Origin of the sequence: Ruegeria sp. AD91A, from assembly GCF_003443535.1 — a bacterium.
In the GTDB taxonomy this organism is placed as follows: domain Bacteria; phylum Pseudomonadota; class Alphaproteobacteria; order Rhodobacterales; family Rhodobacteraceae; genus Ruegeria.
Map to the genome: position 1 here is coordinate 1,552,273 of NZ_CP031946.1, position 20,298 is coordinate 1,572,570.

Consider the following 20,298-nt stretch of genomic DNA (forward strand, 5'->3'; position numbering starts at 1 on the left):
GTATGGCGTTTTTCTCAAAGCTAAAGGACAAGCTGTTCAAATCCTCATCTCGTCTTGAAGAGGGGCTGGAAGCCATCGTCGAGGATGGTGGTGAGGAAACTACGGCTCCCGACCCGCTGATCCCTGAACCACAACCCAAACCGCAACCAGTCCCTGAAGTACCGGACCCAGCCCCGGCCCCGCAACCAGTTGAACCGCCCACGCCGATCCCGGCTGACCCCACCCCCGTCGCTCCACCTCCGGAAATCCCTGAATCCAAAGGTATCCTGAACCGCCTGTTCAATCGAGGCGCCGTCACGGAAATGCGCCGCACACTGGATGATGACATGCTGGAGCAGCTGGAGGAGCTGTTGATCGCCTCGGACATGGGCGTCGACACGGCCTTACGTGTCACGTCGAACATGGCTGAAGGCCGCTTTGGCCGCAAACTGTCGACCACAGAGATCAAGCAACTTCTGTCCCAGGAAGTCGCCCGCGTGATGGAGCCTGTGGCCAAACCTCTGCCGATCTATCCCAAACGGCCACAAGTGGTGCTGGTCGTCGGCGTCAACGGCTCAGGCAAGACCACGACAATTGGAAAACTGGCAAGCCAGTTCAAAGAGGCCGGCAAAAAGGTCATCATCGCCGCCGGCGACACCTTCCGCGCTGCGGCCGTAGAACAGTTGCAGGTCTGGGGCGATCGCGCCGGAGTTCCGGTTCTGACTGCACCCGAAGGCTCGGATCCCGCCAGCCTTGCCTTTGATGCGCTGACCCGTGCACAGGCAGAGGGCGCCGATCTGCTGATGATTGATACTGCAGGCCGCCTGCAAAACCGCACCGACCTGATGGAGGAACTGGCCAAAATCGTTCGCGTCATCCGCAAGGTTGATGACACCGCTCCACACAATACTTTGCTCGTACTCGACGCCACCACCGGTCAGAACGCGCTGAGCCAGGTGGAAACGTTCCGTAACCTGGCGGACGTTTCCGGTCTGGTCATGACCAAGCTGGACGGCACGGCAAAAGGCGGTGTTCTTGTTGCGCTGGCAGACAAATTCGGGTTGCCCATCCACGCGATCGGCGTCGGCGAACAGATCGATGACCTTGCCCCTTTCGACCCGGAAGAATTCGCCGCCGCCCTCACCGGTCTCGACAAAAGCTGATCCGAGGCTTCATCTGGCCCAAAATATCCTCGGGGGGTGTGGGGGGCAGACAGCCCCCCAACTTCTCCGCTCCGAAAAAGGTCCGCGAATTTGAGCGACTGGCTGATCTCTCTCGAAGGCACCGAGGCCGGACACCAGCTGGCATTGGCGCTGGCTTTGATGGCGGCGTTCCTGCACGCGGTCTTCGGTGCATTGCAAAAAGGCAGGCATGACCCGTGGCTGTCCCGAGGTGCAATCGACGCCTGCTATTGCCTTATGGCAGCCCCCTTCGCCTTTTTCGTGGTGCCCTGGCCCGAACCTCATATGTGGCCGATCTTCGCACTCGTCTGGCTGATCCACATTGCCTACAAGACCCTGCAGGCCATGGCATACACCAAAGGCTCTTACACCGTCGTCTATCCTGTGGTGCGCGGGACGGGTCCGCTGTTCACTGTCATCGGCGCCTATCTTTTGTTCGGTGAAGCATTCTCGGCTGTTCAATGGCTGGGCGTAGCTACGTTGCTGGCAGGGATATTCGGGTTGGCCGCCTACAATTTAAGGTTCCTTGAAACCAACAGGGATACGCTGGGGATCGCACTAACACTGGCGATCATCACAGGTCTGTTTGTGGCCCTGTATACCACTTATGACGCCTATGGCATTCGCGCTACCACTGATCCGTTCACCTTTCTGGCCTGGTTCTTCATGATCGACGGCGCGGCCATGCCGATCTACGCATTTCTCAGGTGGCGCGCGATGGCGCACAGACCTGCGCCTGGTCCGCTGATGTTACGCGGCCTCGCAGGCGGTATCATCGCCCCTTTGTCCTTCGGGGCAATCATGCTGGCCACCCGGCTGGACAAGGTCGGTGAAGCAGCTGTTCTGCGCGAAACCTCGACAGTCTTTGCGGCGCTGATCGGCTGGCTTGTGCTAAAGGAAACCGTTGGTCCGAGACGCATTGCCTTGATGGCATTGATTGCACTTGGCGCCGTAATAGTTGAAATGGGCGGGTAAGCAGCAGGAAGTACAGATGACAGGCAAAAAAGACATCAATCCGTTTCTGAAACAGGTTCTGGAACTTGGCCCCCCGCTGGCCTTCTTCTTCATCTACCTGCGCCTGCGCGACGACAGCTTTCTGATCGGCGGCATCGAATACTCCGGGTTTATCATCGCCACGATAATCTTCGTCCCGCTGATGCTGGGGGCAATGGGTATCCTTTGGTATCTGACCGGCAAACTCAGCCGGATGCAGATATTCACAGCCTTCATGGTGATTTTCTTTGGTGGCCTAACTGCCTGGTTCAACGACGAGCGGTTCTTCAAGATGAAAACCACACTTGTCTATGGACTGTTCGCCCTGATTCTCGGCATCGGTCTGATGCAAAGGAAATCCTACCTGGCCTATGTTCTGGACGAAATGCTGCCGATGAAGCACGAAGGCTGGATGATACTCACGCGCCGGCTGTGCGCGTGTTTTGCCGCTCTGGCCGCCGCAAACGAGTTCGTCTGGCGCACCATGTCCACGGACCTGTGGGTCAAGATCGAGACCTTCGGCTTTCCCATCGCGCTGATGGCCTTCCTGATGCTGCAATTCAGCATTCTTCAGCGCTATATGGAAGATCCCGAGCAGAAATAGCTGCCCTTACTTCCGCCAGACCGTCGAAAACAAACAAAATTCTTGGCTTGAGCGCTCAGCTATGGGAAGTTGTGCCACCACCCACTCTCATACTTTGCCCAAGATCGGTGCATACATGACGGCCTTTCCCACCAGCGGCTTCCTTGCCGAAGCTTCCGACGGGCTCAGAAAAATGCTTTCGGCGCAGGCGACCGAAATCTCTCTGTCCCCAGGTGAAATACTTTTTGAACAAGGCGACGAGGGCGACTCTCTCTACGCCATTCTGGAAGGCACGTTAGAGGTTTCCTTTCTGGCCATGAGCGGCCGCAAATTGACGCTTACCCTAATGCGCCCCGGCGAAGTCTTTGGTGAAATCGCATTGTTCGACAATGGACCGCGGACGGCGACCATCGCGGCGGCCGAACAGTCACGTGTACTGCGCGTACGCCGCAACGACGTTATGAACCAGATAAGGCAACAGCCTGATCTTGCAGTAGATATGATCCGCCTGGCCGGATTGCGAATGCGATGGATGGGATCGCAATTGAACGAACAGGTCTTTCTGCCCATGCCTATTCGACTGGCTCGCAAGCTGCTGCACCTGTCGGGTTTGCAGGACGACCCGTCCGCGCGCATCACCCTGTCGCAGAGCGAGCTGGCCGAATTTGTCGGAGCCACGCGCGAAGCCGTATCCAAAACCATCTCAACCTGGAAACGCGACAACATGGTCGAAGCTTCTCGTGGGGGTTTGCTGATCCAGGATTTTGAAGCCCTGCGAGAGTTGGCTGATTCAGATCTTATTTGATCAGGTGTGATTTGGTTCACAGAACATCGATCCCACGTTGACCTAAGGTGAGTTTGTTACCGTAGGAGGTCAGAGAATCATCCCCGATATCTGTCCACTGACCTCTCCCTGTATCTGAGCCATACGCAATATCTGCGTATGGCTCATTTTTTTTGTGGCGCATCGGTGATGCCCGGTTTGGTCTGCGACCAAGAAAAAGGCTGGGAGGTTTTCCTGGCCTATTCCGTTAGTCCTCGAGGCTCAGCGCCACAAAACGCGGATCGCCGCCCCTGCGCACCAACAGCAGCAGAGATTTGCGACCGGCTTCGCGCGATTCTTCCATACGAGCTTCGAGATCTCCGATGGTTTCCACCTTTTGCTGGCCTGCTTCTGTGATCAGATCACCGGCCCGCATTCCCTTGGCATAGGCCTCAGATGCTTCATCGACATCCGTAATCACAAGGCCGTCTGCATCAGCATCCAGTCCCAGATCTGCACGCAGGGTGTCAGTCAGGGGGGATATCGTAAGGCCAAGAATATCCGCGTTTTCGTCAACGGGTGCTTCCTGCGGTTCCTCCTCGCCACTGTCAGCGCGTTCGGCATCCTCACGGCGTCCCAGCGTCACAAGTACGGTCTGCGTTCCGCCATCGCGATGCACGATCACTCTGACGGACTTGCCGACTTCTGCTTCACCAACCTGACGTACCAAAGCTCGCGTGTCTTCCACCTCAACGCCGTCAAAGCTGAGGATCACGTCACCCGCCTTCAACCCGGCTTCCTTGGCGGGGCCGTCCGGCACATCGCTGATCAGCGCGCCGCCCGGTTTTTCCAGCCCCATGGCCTCGGCCATGTCTTCGGTTACGTCCTGAATACGGACCCCTAGCCAACCGCGACGGGTCTCGCCGTATTCACGCAGTTGATCGACAACCTTCACGACGACATTCGACGCCATCGAGAAGCCTATGCCGATCGAACCGCCATTGGGTGACAGGATTGCAGTGTTCACACCGATCACTTCGCCGTCCATGTTGAACAAGGGCCCGCCCGAGTTGCCCCGGTTGATCGCCGCATCCGTTTGAATGTAATCGTCGTAGGTTCCACTCAGCGCTCGGTTACGGGCCGACACAATCCCGGCAGACACCGAGAACCCCTGCCCTAGAGGGTTGCCCATCGCAATGACCCAGTCTCCGACGCGCGCCACGTCGCTGTCGCCGAACTTCACGTATTTTAGCGGGCCCGAAGCCTCGACCTTGAGCAGAGCGATATCGGTTTTCTCATCAGTTCCGATGACTTTGGCCGCCAGCTCTTTCTTGGGCTGACCATCGCCGGGGAAGAATTCCACAAGGATTTCATCAGCTTCGGCAATCACATGGTTGTTTGTGACGATAAAGCCATCTTCCGAGATCACGAACCCCGATCCCAACGCATTACTGCGTCTCGGCGCGTTGTCGTCATCTCCGCCGTTGCGGTCCTGAAATTCGCGGAAGAAATCCTCGAACGGGGACCCTTCGGGCACTATGCCCTGCGGGCCAGTCTGGCCCTCGATCAGGGTGCTGGTTGTGATGTTCACCACCGCCGGGCTGATTTTATCTGCCAGCGGCGCCAGGCTTTCGCCTCGGGCCTGAGCCGCGGCCGATTGGGCCAGCAAAAGCAGTGAACCGGCAAAAGCCAGCCACATCAGCCGCAACCAAACACTCACTTCGTCCCACCGGACGGATACACTGCGCGCTTTCGCCTGCACTTGAGCTCTCCTTGTCGACATTCTCGCTAAAACCGCGTGTACACGGCCTTTCTTACCAACCAATGTAGTCAGTTTGACCCGGCGAGCAACTCGGGATCGCAACGAAATCACCGGCAAGTGAAACCGCCGCATCAAAAGCCCAGCTGTTGCGCCCCCCAAAGCAGGATCAGCCCACTGATCACACACAACAATCCGGCGAGACGACGGGCTTGCTCGGGCATGTCCCGCAAGGCTTCAAGCATCCGTTCGATAAGCGAAGGGGCCAGCGCATAGGCCAGCCCCTCGACGATCAATACCAGCCCAAAGGCCAGAAGGATCATGCCCATTATTCAGAAGCCGGAGCCGCTGGCACAGGCCGCCCTGTAGGAGATCCAAGGTAATTGAAGAACTCTGAATCCGGGCTCAACACCAGCGAGCTGTTGCCGCCTTGCAGCGCATTCTCGTAAGCTGTCAGTGAGCGGTAAAACTCAAAGAACTCCGGATCGGCACCGTAGGCTTCAGCAAAGATCGCGTTGCGTTCGGCGTCGGCCTCACCGCGGGTGATTTCAGCCTCACGACGCGCATCCGACACTAGTTCAACCACAGTTCGGTCGGCCTGCGCACGAACCCGCTGCGCGGCCTCGTTACCACGCGCGCGTTCGTCGGTTGCTTCACGTTCCCGCTCGGCCTTCATCCGGTCGAACGTTGCCTCAAGGTTGGCTTGCGGCAGGTCAGTCGCTTTCAGGCGTACGTCAATCACGGTGACACCCAGTGCACGTGCCTCGGCAATAGCACTGTTGCGGATACGCAGCATCAGCGCGGCGCGGTCGGAACTCAGGATATCGCGCGAGGACACCGAACCCAGAACTTCGCGGGTTTCGGCGCGCAAAATGCGATCCAGTCGATCTTCGGCAACCGGGATACCGCCAACACCAACCGCCTGGCGGAACTGGTTCAGATCCGAAATCCGGTAACGGGCAAAAGCGTCAACCACGAGGCGACGATCATCCAGAGGTGTGACCTCCAGCGGCTGCACGTCGATGGACAAGATGCGGTCGTCATAGCGCACCACTTCCTGAATCAGCGGAATTTTGAACGCCAGACCTGGCTCTTCCTTCACAGCGACAACGCGGCCAAATTGCAGAACCAGAGCACGCTCGCGCTCGTCCACGATGAAGATCGAGGACAGCACGCCGACTATCGCGATAAAAACGATCGGCAATATAAATGTCGTCTTACGCATCAGTTGCTCTCCCCTGCAGGGCTTCGGCGCAGCTCGTTGAGCGGCAGATAGGGCACAACGCCCTGCCCTTGCCCACTCGAGCTCGGGTCTAGAATGATCTTATCGACGTCACCCAAAATCTGTTCCATCCGTTCCAGATACAAACGCTTGCGTGTCACGTCCGGTGCCTTGGAATACTCTTCCAGAACCGCGCTAAAGCGACTGGCCTCACCCTGAGCACTGTTGATCTGTTGAGCACGGTACCCTTCGGCCTCTTCAAGAATCTGCGCAGCTTCACCGCGCGCCTCGGCAAGAACCCGATTGGCATAGGCGTCGGCCACGTTTTGCAGACGGTCACGCTCCTGCGCAGCAGCCTGAACATCGCGGAACGCGGCAATCACGTCCTGCGGCGGGTCGGCCTTGTCAAAGTTAACGCGGACAATATTCACGCCGGAATCGTAACTGTCCATCGTGGACTGAATCAGCTCCTGAAGGCGGTCGGCGATGACACCGCGATCCCTGTTCAGAATCGGAGCAAGCTCACTTTGCGCAATAATCTCGCGCATGGCCGATTCCGATACAGCACGGATTGTCTGTCGCGGATCGCGCAGGTTGAACAAGAACTTGGCCGGGTCATTGATGTTCCAGACGACCTGGTAGTCAATGTCGACCACGTTCTCGTCACCGGTCAACATCAGGCCATCGTCACTGCCGCGTGCTCCGCCCATGTCTTCGTTTTGTTCGCGGGTAACCGGAATGACTTCGGCGGTGACAAACGGCCATGGCGCAAAGTTCAGACCCGGATTTCCAACAGCCGAAAACTCGCCCAGAAACAGTTCGACTGACTGTTCTTCGGGTTTGACGGTGTAAAAACTTGCAAGGCCCCACAAAACTGCAGCCGCCACCAGACCGATCGCAATTGTGCCCTTTGTAAAGGCCGGGCCACCGCCGCCCTGACCACCGCTGCCACCACGACCACCGCCGCCGCGACCGCCCATAAGGACGCGAAGCTGCTCCTGGCCTTTTTTCATCAGCTCGTCGATCTCGGGGATCTGCGGGCCGTCGCCTTCGGGCGGCTTGCGCCCGTCCCCGTTGTTACCCCGATTTCCTCCGCCACCGGATGAGCCTCCGCCCCCCCAGGGGCCGCCGCTGTTGCCCGCCATATGTATCTTTTCCCTTGTATTGGACCGTGTGATCACGGGTTCCCTTGTAACGTGTGTGCGCGCGCTTGCAAATCAAGCCGTGCGTACAGGTTGCCGCATTGTCACCAGTTCTTCGGCCATCACCGGATGAACTGCAACCGTGCGATCGAAATCTTCCTTTGTCGCGCCCATCTTTACGGCAACTCCGGCCAGCTGGATCATCTCACCGGCACCCGGAGCCACAATGTGGCAGCCTAGTACTTTGCGGGTAGCCTGAGAAACGATCAGTTTCATCAAAACCCGCTGCGTTCCACCGGCAAACGCCTTCTGCATCGGCTTGAACGACGTCGCATAGACCTCAATCGGTTCCTGTGCCGAGGCTTCCTCCTCGCTCAGGCCTACTGTGCCGAATTCGGGTTGCGTGAAAATGGCGGTTGGGATCAGCTCGTGATCTACAGGTGTCGGGTTGCCTTTGAAAACAGTTTCTACAAAAGCCATCCCTTCACGAATAGCCACGGGTGTCAGGTTGACCCGGTCGGTCACATCGCCAATGGCATAGATCGACGGAACAGCGGTCTGGCTGTATTCATCCACGACGATCTCACCCTTGCGACCACGCTCGACGCCCAGATCTTCCAGCCCGAGATTGTCGGCATTCGGCGCACGGCCTGTGGCGTACATGACCACGTCAAAACGATCCTCGGTGCCGTCAGTTGCCTTGACGCGGATCTGTTCACCATCCCTAGTCATTTCCAGCACATTGGTGCCCAGACGAACGTCGATACCGTTCTGACGCATTTCTTCGCAGATCAGCCCGCGCGCTTCTTCATCAAAACCACGCAGGATTTGTGCACCGCGGTAGAATTGCGTGGTCTCGACGCCAAGACCGTTCATGATCCCGGCGAATTCGCTGGCGATATAGCCACCACCGACGATCAGAATACTCTTTGGCAGCTTGTCCAGATGGAAAATCTCGTTCGACGTGATCGCAAGATCCGATCCCGGGAACTCTGGCACAACCGGGCGACCGCCTGTTGCAATCAGGATGTGTTTGGCGGTTTTCCGGCTGCCATCAGTCAGCTCGACCGTGTGCGCATCCACCAGGCGCGCGCGCTGATCAAAGCTTTCAACGCCGTTGTTTTTCAGGATGCTGCGATAAATTCCTTCCAGCCGGTCCAGTTCGGCAACGAGTTTGCCGTGAAACGTATCCCAGTCAAACGCGCCGGGCTGAACGTCCCAACCATAGGCTTTTGCATCTTCAACCATGCCCGAGTATTCGCTGGCAAAGACCATCAGTTTCTTTGGCACGCAGCCCCGGATCACACAGGTGCCGCCATATCGGTCTTCTTCAGCCAGCGCGACCTTTGCACCCGTTTCACCCGCCGCCACACGTGCCGCTCGGACCCCGCCCGAGCCTCCGCCGATGACGAAAAGATCATAGTCAAAGCTCATGCCGGTTTCCTTCGTTCAACTTGCAAATTCCTCTGGATATCTGGGCGCGAAAACCGCGGTGCCAACCCCCGGGCGCGGATTATTCGACCTTTTACCGACGCTTGTCCGAATAGCTTGCATGAAACTCAGTCCGTTTGATCGGAAAACAGGTTTTCTCGAGAGTCACGCAACAGCTGATCCAGTTCAAGGGTGCCCGCGTTGATATCCCGCAGTTCGACCCGCCCGTCTCCATGGCCGATGACGACCTTGTCACAGATATCGATAAACAGGCCGTTTTCCACCACGCCGGGAACCTGATTGAGGATCAAGGCCATCTGACGGGGATTGCCGATGCGCTGTAGGTGCAGGTCAAGAATGTGGTTGCCTTCATCTGTCACGAACGGGGCCTCTCCATTCATACGCAGCGCCGCCGAGGTTCCCAGCACATCCATCGCATCCAGCGCTTCTTCGATCAGTGTCCGTGTGGTTTGCCAGCCAAAGGGGACAACCTCGACCGGCAAAGGAAAAGCACCCAGCGTTTCCACCTCTTTCCCGGCATCGGCGATGACGATCATCTGATCGCTGGCTGTGGCAACGATTTTTTCCTGCAAATGCGCGCCGCCACCGCCCTTGATCAGGTTCAGGTCACCATCGAATTCGTCCGCGCCATCGATGGTCATGTCCAGCCACCCGGCCTGATCCAGAGAAATGACTTCGATCCCGACTTGGCGTGCCAGCTGCGCGGTGCGGGTGGACGTGGGAACACCTTTGATCCGCAGGCCTTCGTCCTGCACCCGTTCACCCAAACGGCGGACCAGCCAGGCCGCTGTAGACCCTGTTCCAAGACCCACGCGCATACCGTCCTCGACCATCTCGGCGGCACGGCATGCAGCCACAAATTTTGCGGTGTCGATGGGCGACAATTCTCCGGTCATGGCAGCTTTCCCAGTTTGGCCTGCCGGTGTTATAGGGAATGCACCACACAACTGCGACCACAATTTGCGGTCCGGCAAGTTCAAAGATGTCTCAAAACTGCGCGTTTCCTATCGGAAACGTCGCAATCATGTCTTCCGCAGGAATCTTTGTCATATAGATTGCCCGCATGATGACCCGATACCGCCTGCATTATGCCCCTGATAACGCCTCGCTGGTGGTCCGGCTGGTGCTGGAAGAAATGGGTGCGCCCTATGAAACCGTGCTGGTCGATCGCCGTCGAAACGAACAAGACAGCGTAGCGTATCGGGCGTTGAACCCCAACGGGCTGATCCCTGTGCTTGAAACTCCGCAAGGGCCGATCTTTGAAACGGCGGCAATCCTGCTGTGGCTGTCCGAGCGCCACGGTCAACTGGCCCCGGCGGCAGAAGCCCCCGAACGCGCCGAGTTTTTGAAATGGTTGTTCTTTGCGTCCAATACCCTGCACGCCGATCTGCGCATTCTGTTTTACGCCGAGAAATACATCGATCCCCCACGGGCCGATACGTTGCGTGCAGGTATCCGACCCCGTATAAAGCAACACCTGCAACTGCTGGACGCGCTGGCAAAACACGCGCCGATCTGGTTCAGCGCAGAATGTCCGTCGGTTCTGACCTATTACGTCGCATGCATGATGCGCTGGATGGCCTTGTACCCGGCCAAGGCAGATCGCAGTTGGTATCAACTGACTGACACCCCGGCCCTGCAAACCATCCTGGCACAGCTTGAGACGCGCCCTGCCACCCTCGCAGCCATCGCGGCCGAGGGTCTGGGACCCACACCGTACACCTCTCCTATTTACGCTACCCCCTTAGAAGGCTCAGCTACCTGACATGTTCCTCTCTGTCTTCGATATGTTCAAAGTGGGCATCGGCCCGTCCTCCTCGCACACCATGGGCCCCATGGTGGCGGCGGCTCGCTTTCTGGACATGATGCGTGCATCACCATTTGAATTTGCAGGTCTGAAGGGCTCGCTGCATGGCTCGCTCGCCTTTACCGGCGTTGGCCATGCAACCGACCGGGCGACCATTCTGGGATTGGCCGGCTTTGTTCCGGACACCTACGACAACGGCAAGGCCGAGGCCGTATTGGCGGACATCGCCAAGACACACACAGTTACCCCCGAAGGCCTGCCGACACTTCAATTCGACCCAAAAGCTGACCTGGTTTTCGACTATGACACCAACCTGCCGGGGCACGCCAACGGGATGATCCTGATGGCCACAGACGCGCAGGGGGACGTGATCCTGCGTCAGGTGTTCTATTCCATCGGTGGCGGTTTTGTCCTGACCGAAGAAGAGCTGGCCGAGGGCAAAGCAACCGACGAAGGCGCGCCTGTACCGTTCCCGTTCAAGTCTGCCGCGGAGATGCTGGATATGGCCAAATCCAGTGGAAACAGCATCGCCGAGATGAAGCGCGCCAATGAGATAGCGCGCGGCTGTGCTGACAGTTTTGCCAAAGGCTCTGCCCGCCTGTGGGACGTCATGAATGCCTGTATCGAACGCGGTTTGACGACTGACGGCATCCTGCCGGGCGGGCTGAAGGTGCGCCGCAGGGCAAAGGGTATCTATGACGCGCTGATGGCCGAACGCGGCATGAACCTGACCGCGCCGCACACGATCAACGACTGGATGAGCGTCTACGCCATGGCGGTCAACGAAGAAAACGCCGCCGGTGGGCAAGTCGTCACAGCACCGACCAACGGGGCGGCAGGCGTTCTTCCTGCGGTGTTGCGCTATTACCTGGACCACGTTCCCGGTGCCTCGGAGAGCCATATCGAAGACTTCTTTCTGACCGCGGCCGCGATTGGAGGGCTGGTCAAATACAATGCGTCCATCTCGGGGGCCGAAGCGGGGTGTCAGGCCGAGGTTGGCAGCGCATCAGCCATGGCGGCAGCCGGGCTTTGCGCCGTTATGGGCGGCACACCCGAGCAGGTTGAAAACGCCGCCGAGATTGCATTGGAGCATCATCTGGGCATGACCTGCGATCCCGTCGCCGGTCTGGTTCAGGTGCCCTGTATCGAGCGGAACGGACTAGGTGCCATCAAGGCGGTGTCTGCTGCATCGCTGGCCCTGCGCGGCGACGGTGAGCATTTCGTGCCGCTGGACGCAGTGATCGAAACCATGCGTCAGACCGGTCATGACATGCACGAAAGGTACAAAGAAACCTCACTTGGCGGGTTGGCCGTGAACGTGCCAAACTGCTGAGACCGCAATAAGAGAGGGTTGATATGCGTGGACATTGCCTGTGCGGCAGCATCAAGTACGAGATTGACCCCCCTGCCCTGTCCTGTGTCACCTGTCATTGCGACAGCTGCCGACGCCAATGCGCTGCACCGATGACCACCTATTTCGCAGTTCGTGACGGAAAGTGGCGCTGGATCGGAGAAGGGCCGAAACGCTTCAACTCTTCTCCCGGTGTCGAACGCAGTTTTTGCCCGCATTGCGGCACCCCAATCTCATTCCGTTCAGCCAAGATGTCGGATGTGATGCACCTGTATGTAGCCACTTTGGAGACCCCAGAGGCGTTACAGCCCACGTTGCACGTGTCTCATGAGGAAAAGCTGAGCTGGCTGCACCTGGCTGACGGTCTGCCCACCTGCACCGGGCCGGATTACACAAAAATTCAACCCCTGCCGGACGCCTGACATTCGACCTTTCCACTGCGCCGCGAAGCAGATAGCGTCGCGCTCATGACTCAGGATCGTCCCGTCTTCGGCATCTTTTTGATGTTAGGTTTTTGCGTGCTCGCACCCTTGGGAGATGCGATGGCAAAGCTGTTGGGTGAGACGACTCCGTTAGGTCTGCTGGTTGCTGTCCGCTTCGCGGTGCAAGCGTTGATTCTCATCCCCCTTGTGGTGATGACGGGTCGGCCCTGGCGGATGCGCGGGCGGATTCTGCGCCTGACAGTCATCCGCACGCTGCTGCACATCATCGGCATAACTGCGATGTTCAGCGCGCTGCAGTTCCTGCCTTTGGCTGACGCCATCGCCATTGCCTTTGTCATGCCTTTCATCATGTTGCTGCTGGGCAGATACGTTCTGGGCGAAGAGGTCGGCGCGCGGCGCCTTGTGGCTTGCATCGTCGGTTTCATCGGCACACTTCTGGTCATCCAGCCCAGCTTTTCCGAGGTCGGCGCACCTGCTCTGCTGCCTTTGATCGTTGCCGTGGTTTTTGCGTTGTTCATGCTGGTCACGCGCCAGATCGCCAAGGAAACTGATCCGATTTCCTTGCAGGCGGTGTCTGGCGTCCTAGCAACTGTGGTGCTGGTTCCTGTCCTTGTGATCGGAACACCGCTTGGTATCTGGGACCTGTCAGCCGCCTTGCCCGCCCCCGACATGTATTGGTTGCTGATCGCGATTGGAGTTCTGGGGACCGTCGCGCATCTGCTGATGACATGGTCACTGCGCTATGCACCTTCGGCCACGCTGGCCCCGATGCAATACCTGGAAATCCCGGTGGCAACCCTGATTGGCTGGGTAATTTTCAGCGACCTGCCGGACGGGCCGGCAGCGGTTGGCATCATGATCACAGTCGCCGCCGGTTTGTACGTTATTCTTCGCGAACGGGCCACCGCTCGCACTGTCCCGACAGAAACACCTGCATGAGCGGATCGAGTGCAGTGCGGGGAGCCATGACCAAAAGGCCTGGTCCATCCATCTGCAATTCAACATCCGAAAGCGCGCGATTGGAAGTACCCACCTGCCCGTCCGGATGAAACCGCAGGCCGTCGATGGGCCATTCCAGCCCGGTGCTGCGCCCCGTCACCGGGCGCATTGGAAAGAGGGAAACCACATCTCCGGGCGCAACCGGCAGCCGGATTCGGGGAGGTGCGTGAAAAACCACCTCATGCTCGCCCAACAAAATGCAAGCCTGGTCCTGACGTCTGACAAGTATGCTCAGAACTGCAAGCTGATGATCAAGTCGTCCGCCAAGAAAACCGGCCCCCAAAACCAGCGGAGCCTGCACATTGCGCAAGGCCTTGTCGAAATCGGTGCTGTCCTGCTCGCGAATGGCAAAAAGCCGGTCAGACGGGATTTTCGCTTTCGACGCGTTGTCCAGCGAATCGAAATCCCCGATGACCGCGTCCGGAATCCGACCTGATTCTGTCAGAACTGCCGCCCCACCATCCGCTGCAACGACTGAAGTGACGCGGTTCAGCACCAAATTCAGGTCGTCGAAACCAACATAACCGCCCCCAAACAACCCGATTGGATCAGCAGAGCGTACAATTGGTTCATTTTTCCTAAGATTGGCCATTTTTCCCGGATTTGGACACATTAAGACCACAAAATGATAGGTTCATGCATAAAGTTCAGAGCCTCCGTGTGCTCCCGATTCCGGGTAAGTGGGCTCTTGTAGTTTGTAAAGGACGTGCGTCTGATGGTACAGAATAACAAGGTATTAACCGTTTCATATGGAACCTTCTCCTGCACTTTGGAAGGATTCGACGATTCCTTTGAAACGATGAAGGCCATTGCCGAATATTTCCGCGATCTCGCTGCGGATGATCGTTACTTCGGCTCGGAGCCTCCGCAACCAGACGCCGAAATGCTGACCCGCATTGCACGCCGCGATGCATCGCAACGCGTTGAAGCCAGTCAAAACGAATCCGGGCTTTTGCTGCGTGCTTCATCAGGCACCGAAGCCCCGGCACCGATCGCTTCTGACGCACCGGCCCCGCACACGGCTGATATTGATATCATGAAAACCCCCGGTCCCGAATATACTCAACCAAGCCCGGCACAGACCTCTTTCGCGGACGCGGAAACCGTCGAAGACACCCCTTCTCCGGCAGCCGACAGCATCGCAGCGAAACTGCAGCGTATCCGAGCCGTTGTTTCCCATTCGGACGTCCCCCCTACTGCCTATTCCGAAGACGAGGAGTCTTCGTTGCTGGCCAACACCGCCCCGCCGGTGGACGCCGTAGCAGCTGCTTTCGAAGCCGGTGCTCTCAGTTCGGAAGACTTTGAAGAACCTGCCGAGCCCGAGGCCGCGGAAATCGAGGATCTGCAAGCGCTCGATGTAGAAGACGTACAGGCCGATGAAGCGCCCGCAACAGCTGAAAAGCAGGACATCGAAACCGCAGAATCGGGTATCGAGAACGTTTCCGAACAGCAAGTGCCACTGACCCCCGAGCACCTGCAGGACGAGAATTTCGAAGAAACAACGGAAACCGCACAGCTTCCTGCAGAGCCCCTGTTCTCGGATCTTGAAGACGATAGCGAAGAGGAATTCGACGAAGAAGATGTTCCAAACATCCTCAACGTTGAAGACGTGGCGATCGAGTCCGAAGAAGAACCAGGTGAAGAGCCGCAGGACAATCAGGCGCAGGGTGTGCAGGGTGTATTGTCGGAAGAGGACGAATATCGACTGTTGTCTGAGATTTCGGAAATCGAAAAAGACATGGCAGGTCGTTCCAGCCAGAAACTGACTGATGACGCCGATCCTGATCAGGATATCTCGCGACTGATGGCCAAAACCGGTGAACACATGGAGGATCCCTCCAGCAGCGACGCGCGAGAAACTTATTCGCATCTTCGTACTGCCGTTGCCGCAACCGAGGCCGACCGTGATGACCAAACGACTCCGGACGCCTCGCCTGTCGATGAGTACCGCGTTGACCTCGCGTCAGCGGTCAGCCCGCGCCGCCCCGAGGTAAACGTGACCAGTATACGCCCTGAAGCAGATACTCCGGCCCCGTTGAAGCTGGTTGCCGAGCAGCGCGTGGACGATCAAAGCGAATCCAATGGCCCCGTCATGCCGCGCCGCGTCACCACTCAGACAGAAGAAACCGAGTCGGAAGAAGGCGGTTTTGCGCAATTCGCACAGGATCAGGGCGCACAGTCGCTTCAGGATCTGCTGGAAGCAGCTGCGGCCTACCTGTCCTTTATCGAAGGACAGCAGCAATTCTCGCGCCCGCAACTGATGAACAAGGTCCGCTCTTTGAAGCAGGATGAGTTCAATCGCGAAGAAAGCCTGCGTTCGTTCGGACAGCTGTTGCGCGACGGAAAAATCGAGAAAGCCGGTGGTGGCCGTTTTGCTGCGTCCAACCTGATCGGTTTCCGCCCTGATGATAAGCGCGCAGTAGGCTAACTGCCATACCAGTTGACAAACAGGGCCGGCTGCCCCACCGGCCCTTTTTCTTTTGACGACAACCAAAAATACCGAAACTGAGTAATTTTTTCAATAATACCACTCAACGGGTGACGCTGCAGTGCAGAAATATGGTATGATCATACGATAGTATTTTCGTCATGATATCCGTTTCAGACATGGGCAACGCTATGCAAGACGTCATAATCCGCCGACTTCGGAAGTGCGATCAGGCCTTAGTTAAACACCATTTCAACAAGTTGGATGAAGAGATATTGTTGTCGCGCTTTGGAGTGCCTGTTCAGCCGCAGGGATTGCAAGACTACCTTTCCAACATGTTTGCTGATGCAGCATTCGTTTTCGGAGCATTCCCGGATCCTTGCCTGCGTGGTCTAGGAGAATTGCGCCTGATACCTGACCATAAACACCACGTTGCCGAAGTAGCCTTTACCGTAGAGAAGGCCTGGCAGGATCGGGGCATCGGCGACGCATTGCTGTCACGCCTCATTACGGTCGCCCAAAATCGGGGGATCAGAGAAGTTCACATGCTTTGCCTTGCGGCAAACCAAAAAATGCGGCGCTTGGCCGCCAAGCACAACGCCAAGCTGACCCTTGTACCGGGTCAGGTCGAGGCTACCCTGACCACTCCGTGGCCGACACCGTTTAGTATGGCCAAAGAAATCACAGGCGAGTACCACGCGTTTACACGCGCAGTGCTCAACTGGCCCAACCATGTGCACACATCAAACGAGGCTCAGGATTGATCCGGGTCTTCTTTGCCAACCCCGCGAAAAACGAACTTGAACGGCAGGGCCCAAAGAATGCCCAGAACGATATAGACCAGAAGTTCCACCCATATCGGGGGGCGCTCCAGCCAGTTCAAAACCGTCACCACCGCCACAACGTAAAGTGGCAGGCCGATCACAAGAATAACCAACGACCAGCGCCGGCGCGCCTTGTAACTCAGACCTGTTTTCTGCTCTTTCTTCATCAATCAGCAAACGGGTCGGTCACCAGAATGGTATCGTCCCGCTCCGGGCTGGTGGACAGAAGGGCCACAGGGCATTCGATCAGCTCTTCGACCCGGCGCACATACTTGATCGCATTGGCCGGCAAATCAGCCCAGCTGCGCGCGCCTTCGGTCGATTCGCTCCAACCCGGCATTTCTTCGTAGATCGGTGTGCAACGGGCCTGCTGGTCAGCCGCTGTCGGCAGATAGTCCATGCGTTCACCGTCTAGCTCATACCCTGTACAGATCTTCAGAGTTTCGAACCCATCCAGAACGTCCAGTTTTGTCAAAGAGATACCGTTCACGCCACTGGTCGCACAGGTCTGACGGACCAGGCACGCGTCGAACCATCCGCAACGGCGTTTGCGACCTGTTGTTGTCCCGAATTCATGCCCACGTTCACCCAGGCGCTGACCATCCGCATCCTCAAGTTCCGTCGGGAATGGGCCTTCGCCGACACGGGTGGTGTAGGCTTTTACAATCCCCAGCACAAAATCGATCGATCCCGGTCCAATCCCGACCCCTGTCGCGGCCTGACCTGCGATCACGTTGGACGAGGTCACGAACGGATAGGTGCCGAAATCGATGTCCAGCAGCGCCCCTTGCGCCCCTTCGAACAGGATGCGTTTTCCGGCTTTGCGCTTTTCGTTCAGAACTTTCCAGACCGGAGCAGCAAAAGGCAGAATGCTCTGCGCGATCTCTTTCAATTGGGCAATCAGCGCGTCGCGGTCGACCAGTTCGATTCCCAGACCTTTGCGCAGCGGGTCATGGTGCTGCAAAGCGCGGTCCACCCGTGCTTCGAGCGTGGCTTCATCCGCCAGATCGGCGACACGCACGGAACGGCGCCCGACCTTGTCTTCATAAGCCGGTCCAATCCCACGACCTGTAGTGCCGATTTTGGTGCCTTTGCTTGCCGCTTCTTCACGCGCCCGATCCAGCTCACCGTGAATCGGCAGGATCAGCGGGGTGTTCTCGGCAATCATCAACGTATCGGGGGTGATCTCCACACCCTGCGCCCGGATGGTCGCAATTTCCTTAAGCAAGTGCCAGGGATCCAGCACGACGCCGTTGCCGATGACGCTCAGCTTGCCACCGCGCACGACACCGGAAGGCAGCGCATGCAGTTTGTAGACTTCTCCATCGATCACCAGCGTGTGACCGGCGTTATGTCCGCCCTGAAAACGCGCGATCACATCCGCCCGTTCGCTGAGCCAGTCGACGATCTTGCCTTTTCCTTCGTCACCCCACTGGGCGCCGACAACAACCACGTTGGCCATATCCGGTCCTTTTGCGCTGAGTTATCAAACCCGGCTCATATAGCGGGGCGCAAACGGCAGGGAAACCGATATTTCGCCGCAGATGAAAATCGCGCGAACGCGCGATGCCTCAGGCGGGGATATTTATAGCCAGATGAAAAGCGGATCCCCGTCTTCATCTGGCAAAAAATTTCCCGGGGGAGTCTCTCGGAACGGGCGGCGGGGCAGAGCCCCCTACCCGACATCAACGCAAATGCACCGGTTGCCCATGAGGTGTCGTCAGATATGCTTCTTCCCAGAATTGACATAACTGTTTTACATCCTGCTGCGGCGCAGTGCCCTGTTCGGCCAACAACCCCTCAAGCGTTTCCACCCATGCTTTGAAGTAATCGTCACCTCCATCCAGTTCTCGAGAGAGTCCGTGGCGCTTCAACGTATTCGAAAACCGGGTGGCCCAGTCGGGCCATTCGAACCGACCGGCCTCGTTCAACGCCACGGTGACAGCGAATACCTGAGCGTGCCAGGGCTCGGCAAAGACGGGATCGGGTGCGCTGTGGGTGATGCAATCGCTCATGCCGGCTCCAGGTAGCTTTGCCAGAGGTCCAATACGACTTCGTCATCGGGGTGTTCAGGGTTGGCCCAAAGCTCCGATGCCGGGAATGCCACGGCATAAATCGGTTCAGGCGCTTCGCCCAGCCCGTGAGCGTTGGAATCAGGCAGGACATGGGTTCCGTGCAGGCGCAGGACTCGGCCCTTGGCACCAGACGCATAGATCGGCAGGCGCGTATGGCCGCCATCTACAAGCCGATTTGCTGCGGGGCGATTTGTGACAACCTGTTGCCCGACAGAAAACCGCATCGACACCGTCGAGGGCCTGTCCGCCGGCCCACCTTTGGCCAAAGCAGCAGAAACAGCTTCCGCTTTCAGCCTCCTGTCTGCCAGTGGACTCGGTACGTCATTCCCATCGCCCCGCAGGTCGGCCAAGGTAAGAACGCCGCGTTCTACCAGCAGGTCAGCCAGGCCCGATATCCACTTCTCATAGTACGAAAACCGCGTGTAGTCTTTCGGGGACAGCCGTTCGCGTGCGTGGCGAGATATGTCGATGTTCCACTGCCCCAGAAAGCCGGATGCAAGTGTCACTGCCAGTGCCCGTGCGTTCCAGTCTTCGGCAAAAACCGGTGCATTCTCGGCTTCGGGACTTATCGGACCATCTCCGAACCGGCCTCCCATGTCATGAACGCGGGTCATGAAAGGACCTTCGGCAGGCCCGTGCCGATCATACTGTCGCGTGTCACAAGCGCAGCAAGTTCCTCCTCACTCATCCCATCTGTGCCTTCGGGACGCATCGGCAGAACGAGGTAGCGAACCTCGGCCGTCGAATCCCAGACCCGTACGGAAGTTCCCTCGTCCAAGGTGACGCCGAATTCAGCCAGTACTTTGCGGGGCTCACGCACCGCACGAGCCCGGTAGGCATCAGATTTGTACCAGCCCGGCGGGATACCCAGCAAAGGCCAAGGATAGCAACTGCACAAGGTGCAGACGACCATGTTGTGCCGGGCCGGCGTGTTTTCGACAACAACCATGTGTTCGCCCTGGCGACCATAATAGCCGAGATCCGCGACCACCGGGGTGGCGTCTTCCAAAAGAGCGGCCTTGAAAGCTGGGTCGCTCCAGGCTTTGGCAACAACCCGCGCGCCGTTCTGCGGGCCAATCTTGTTCTGATAGGTGTCGATGATTTCATCCAGAGCCGCTGGATCGATCAGACCTTTGCGGGTCAGAATCGTTTCAAGCGCTTTGACACGCAATGCGGGTTCAGGCGGCAAAAGGGCGTGCGGGTGGTCGTGGTCGTCATGTGGCATAGGCCGCAGCCTGCGTCACGCATCGGCGTTCTGTCCAGCTCCTTTACCGTGATATCATGCATCACGTGCGGT

22 protein-coding genes are annotated in these 20,298 nt (G+C 57.9%); 10 read left to right on the forward strand and 12 right to left on the reverse strand.

Annotation, left to right across the window (positions count from 1 at the left end; translation table 11 throughout):
* The first annotated feature begins 2 nt into the window (after positions 1–2).
* From ftsY to D1823_RS07755, 4 genes are all read left to right on the forward strand, one after another.
* Entirely contained in the window at positions 3–1,142 is a 1,140-nt protein-coding gene (gene ftsY / locus D1823_RS07740; protein WP_117869370.1) for a signal recognition particle-docking protein FtsY, read from the forward strand.
* A gap of 90 nt (positions 1,143–1,232) precedes the next feature.
* Entirely contained in the window at positions 1,233–2,135 is a 903-nt protein-coding gene (locus D1823_RS07745) for an EamA family transporter (protein ID WP_117869371.1), read from the forward strand.
* A 16-nt stretch (positions 2,136–2,151) separates the two neighbouring features.
* Positions 2,152–2,757 (forward strand): inner membrane-spanning protein YciB, encoded by a 606-nt coding sequence (locus D1823_RS07750; protein ID WP_117869372.1) that lies wholly within the window; start codon positions 2,152–2,154, stop codon positions 2,755–2,757.
* Positions 2,758–2,872: 115 nt separating this feature from the next.
* Entirely contained in the window at positions 2,873–3,541 is a 669-nt protein-coding gene (locus D1823_RS07755; protein ID WP_117872793.1) for a Crp/Fnr family transcriptional regulator, read from the forward strand.
* 226 nt (positions 3,542–3,767) lie between these two features.
* Here the strand turns inward: D1823_RS07755 and D1823_RS07760 are convergent, their stop codons facing one another.
* The 6 genes from D1823_RS07760 to rpiA all read right to left on the reverse strand — a co-directional run bounded on the left by D1823_RS07760 (position 3,768) and on the right by rpiA (position 9,970).
* Complete coding sequence (locus tag D1823_RS07760; RefSeq protein WP_117869373.1) at positions 3,768–5,282, reverse strand: Do family serine endopeptidase; 1,515 nt, start codon at positions 5,280–5,282, stop codon at positions 3,768–3,770.
* A gap of 110 nt (positions 5,283–5,392) precedes the next feature.
* Positions 5,393–5,587 carry a DUF2065 domain-containing protein gene (locus D1823_RS07765; RefSeq protein ID WP_117869374.1) on the reverse strand — a complete coding sequence of 65 codons (195 nt, stop codon included), beginning with the start codon at positions 5,585–5,587 and terminating at the stop codon, positions 5,393–5,395.
* A complete protein-coding gene (gene hflC / locus D1823_RS07770; RefSeq protein ID WP_117869375.1) occupies positions 5,587–6,483 on the reverse strand; it encodes a protease modulator HflC in 897 nt (298 codons plus the stop codon). The genes D1823_RS07765 and hflC overlap by 1 nt, the downstream gene beginning before the upstream one ends.
* Complete coding sequence (hflK, locus tag D1823_RS07775) at positions 6,483–7,625, reverse strand: FtsH protease activity modulator HflK (protein WP_117869376.1); 1,143 nt, start codon at positions 7,623–7,625, stop codon at positions 6,483–6,485. Before hflK ends, hflC begins: the two co-directional genes overlap by 1 nt.
* Before the next feature lie 72 nt (positions 7,626–7,697).
* The gene (gene gor / locus D1823_RS07780; RefSeq protein ID WP_117869377.1) at positions 7,698–9,056 is read right to left on the reverse strand and encodes a glutathione-disulfide reductase; all 1,359 of its coding nucleotides are present in this window, start codon (positions 9,054–9,056) and stop codon (positions 7,698–7,700) included.
* 125 nt (positions 9,057–9,181) lie between these two features.
* The gene (gene rpiA, locus D1823_RS07785) at positions 9,182–9,970 is read right to left on the reverse strand and encodes a ribose-5-phosphate isomerase RpiA (protein WP_117869378.1); all 789 of its coding nucleotides are present in this window, start codon (positions 9,968–9,970) and stop codon (positions 9,182–9,184) included.
* A gap of 167 nt (positions 9,971–10,137) precedes the next feature.
* Between rpiA and D1823_RS07790 the strand changes: the two genes are divergently transcribed.
* Genes D1823_RS07790 through D1823_RS07805 form a run of 4 tightly spaced genes read left to right on the forward strand, consistent with a single transcriptional unit; the run spans position 10,138 to position 13,614 of the window.
* Positions 10,138–10,839 (forward strand): glutathione S-transferase family protein, encoded by a 702-nt coding sequence (locus D1823_RS07790; RefSeq protein WP_117869379.1) that lies wholly within the window; start codon positions 10,138–10,140, stop codon positions 10,837–10,839.
* 1 nt (position 10,840) lies between these two features.
* Positions 10,841–12,214 carry an L-serine ammonia-lyase gene (locus D1823_RS07795; protein WP_117869380.1) on the forward strand — a complete coding sequence of 458 codons (1,374 nt, stop codon included), beginning with the start codon at positions 10,841–10,843 and terminating at the stop codon, positions 12,212–12,214.
* A gap of 23 nt (positions 12,215–12,237) precedes the next feature.
* Positions 12,238–12,654 carry a GFA family protein gene (locus tag D1823_RS07800; RefSeq protein ID WP_117869381.1) on the forward strand — a complete coding sequence of 139 codons (417 nt, stop codon included), beginning with the start codon at positions 12,238–12,240 and terminating at the stop codon, positions 12,652–12,654.
* A 45-nt stretch (positions 12,655–12,699) separates the two neighbouring features.
* Positions 12,700–13,614 carry a DMT family transporter gene (locus tag D1823_RS07805; RefSeq protein WP_117869382.1) on the forward strand — a complete coding sequence of 305 codons (915 nt, stop codon included), beginning with the start codon at positions 12,700–12,702 and terminating at the stop codon, positions 13,612–13,614.
* Here the strand turns inward: D1823_RS07805 and D1823_RS07810 are convergent.
* Entirely contained in the window at positions 13,559–14,266 is a 708-nt protein-coding gene (locus D1823_RS07810) for a thiamine diphosphokinase (RefSeq protein ID WP_117869383.1), read from the reverse strand. The genes D1823_RS07805 and D1823_RS07810 overlap by 56 nt on opposite strands.
* A 123-nt stretch (positions 14,267–14,389) precedes the next feature.
* Here D1823_RS07810 and D1823_RS07815 point away from each other — a divergent pair, with 123 nt between their 5' ends.
* Positions 14,390–16,102, forward strand: a complete 1,713-nt coding sequence (locus D1823_RS07815; protein WP_117869384.1) for a hypothetical protein — start codon at positions 14,390–14,392, stop codon at positions 16,100–16,102.
* A gap of 191 nt (positions 16,103–16,293) precedes the next feature.
* The gene (locus D1823_RS07820) at positions 16,294–16,866 is read left to right on the forward strand and encodes an N-acetyltransferase family protein (protein ID WP_371415299.1); all 573 of its coding nucleotides are present in this window, start codon (positions 16,294–16,296) and stop codon (positions 16,864–16,866) included.
* Here the strand turns inward: D1823_RS07820 and D1823_RS07825 are convergent.
* From D1823_RS07825 to nthA, 5 genes are all read right to left on the reverse strand, one after another.
* Positions 16,857–17,093: a DUF2842 domain-containing protein gene (locus D1823_RS07825; RefSeq protein ID WP_117869386.1), complete on the reverse strand. Its 237-nt coding sequence runs from the start codon at positions 17,091–17,093 to the stop codon at positions 16,857–16,859. The genes D1823_RS07820 and D1823_RS07825 overlap by 10 nt on opposite strands.
* On the reverse strand, positions 17,093–18,388 hold the full coding sequence (locus tag D1823_RS07830; RefSeq protein WP_117869387.1) for an adenylosuccinate synthase: 1,296 nt from the start codon (positions 18,386–18,388) through the stop codon (positions 17,093–17,095). The genes D1823_RS07825 and D1823_RS07830 overlap by 1 nt, the downstream gene beginning before the upstream one ends.
* Before the next feature lie 223 nt (positions 18,389–18,611).
* Positions 18,612–18,941, reverse strand: a complete 330-nt coding sequence (locus D1823_RS07835; protein WP_117869388.1) for a nitrile hydratase accessory protein — start codon at positions 18,939–18,941, stop codon at positions 18,612–18,614.
* Positions 18,938–19,615: a nitrile hydratase subunit beta gene (nthB, locus tag D1823_RS07840; protein WP_117869389.1), complete on the reverse strand. Its 678-nt coding sequence runs from the start codon at positions 19,613–19,615 to the stop codon at positions 18,938–18,940. Before nthB ends, D1823_RS07835 begins: the two co-directional genes overlap by 4 nt.
* Positions 19,612–20,226, reverse strand: coding sequence for a nitrile hydratase subunit alpha (gene nthA, locus D1823_RS07845; protein ID WP_117869390.1), 615 nt, complete (start codon positions 20,224–20,226; stop codon positions 19,612–19,614). The genes nthB and nthA overlap by 4 nt, the downstream gene beginning before the upstream one ends.
* Positions 20,227–20,298 lie beyond the last annotated feature (72 nt).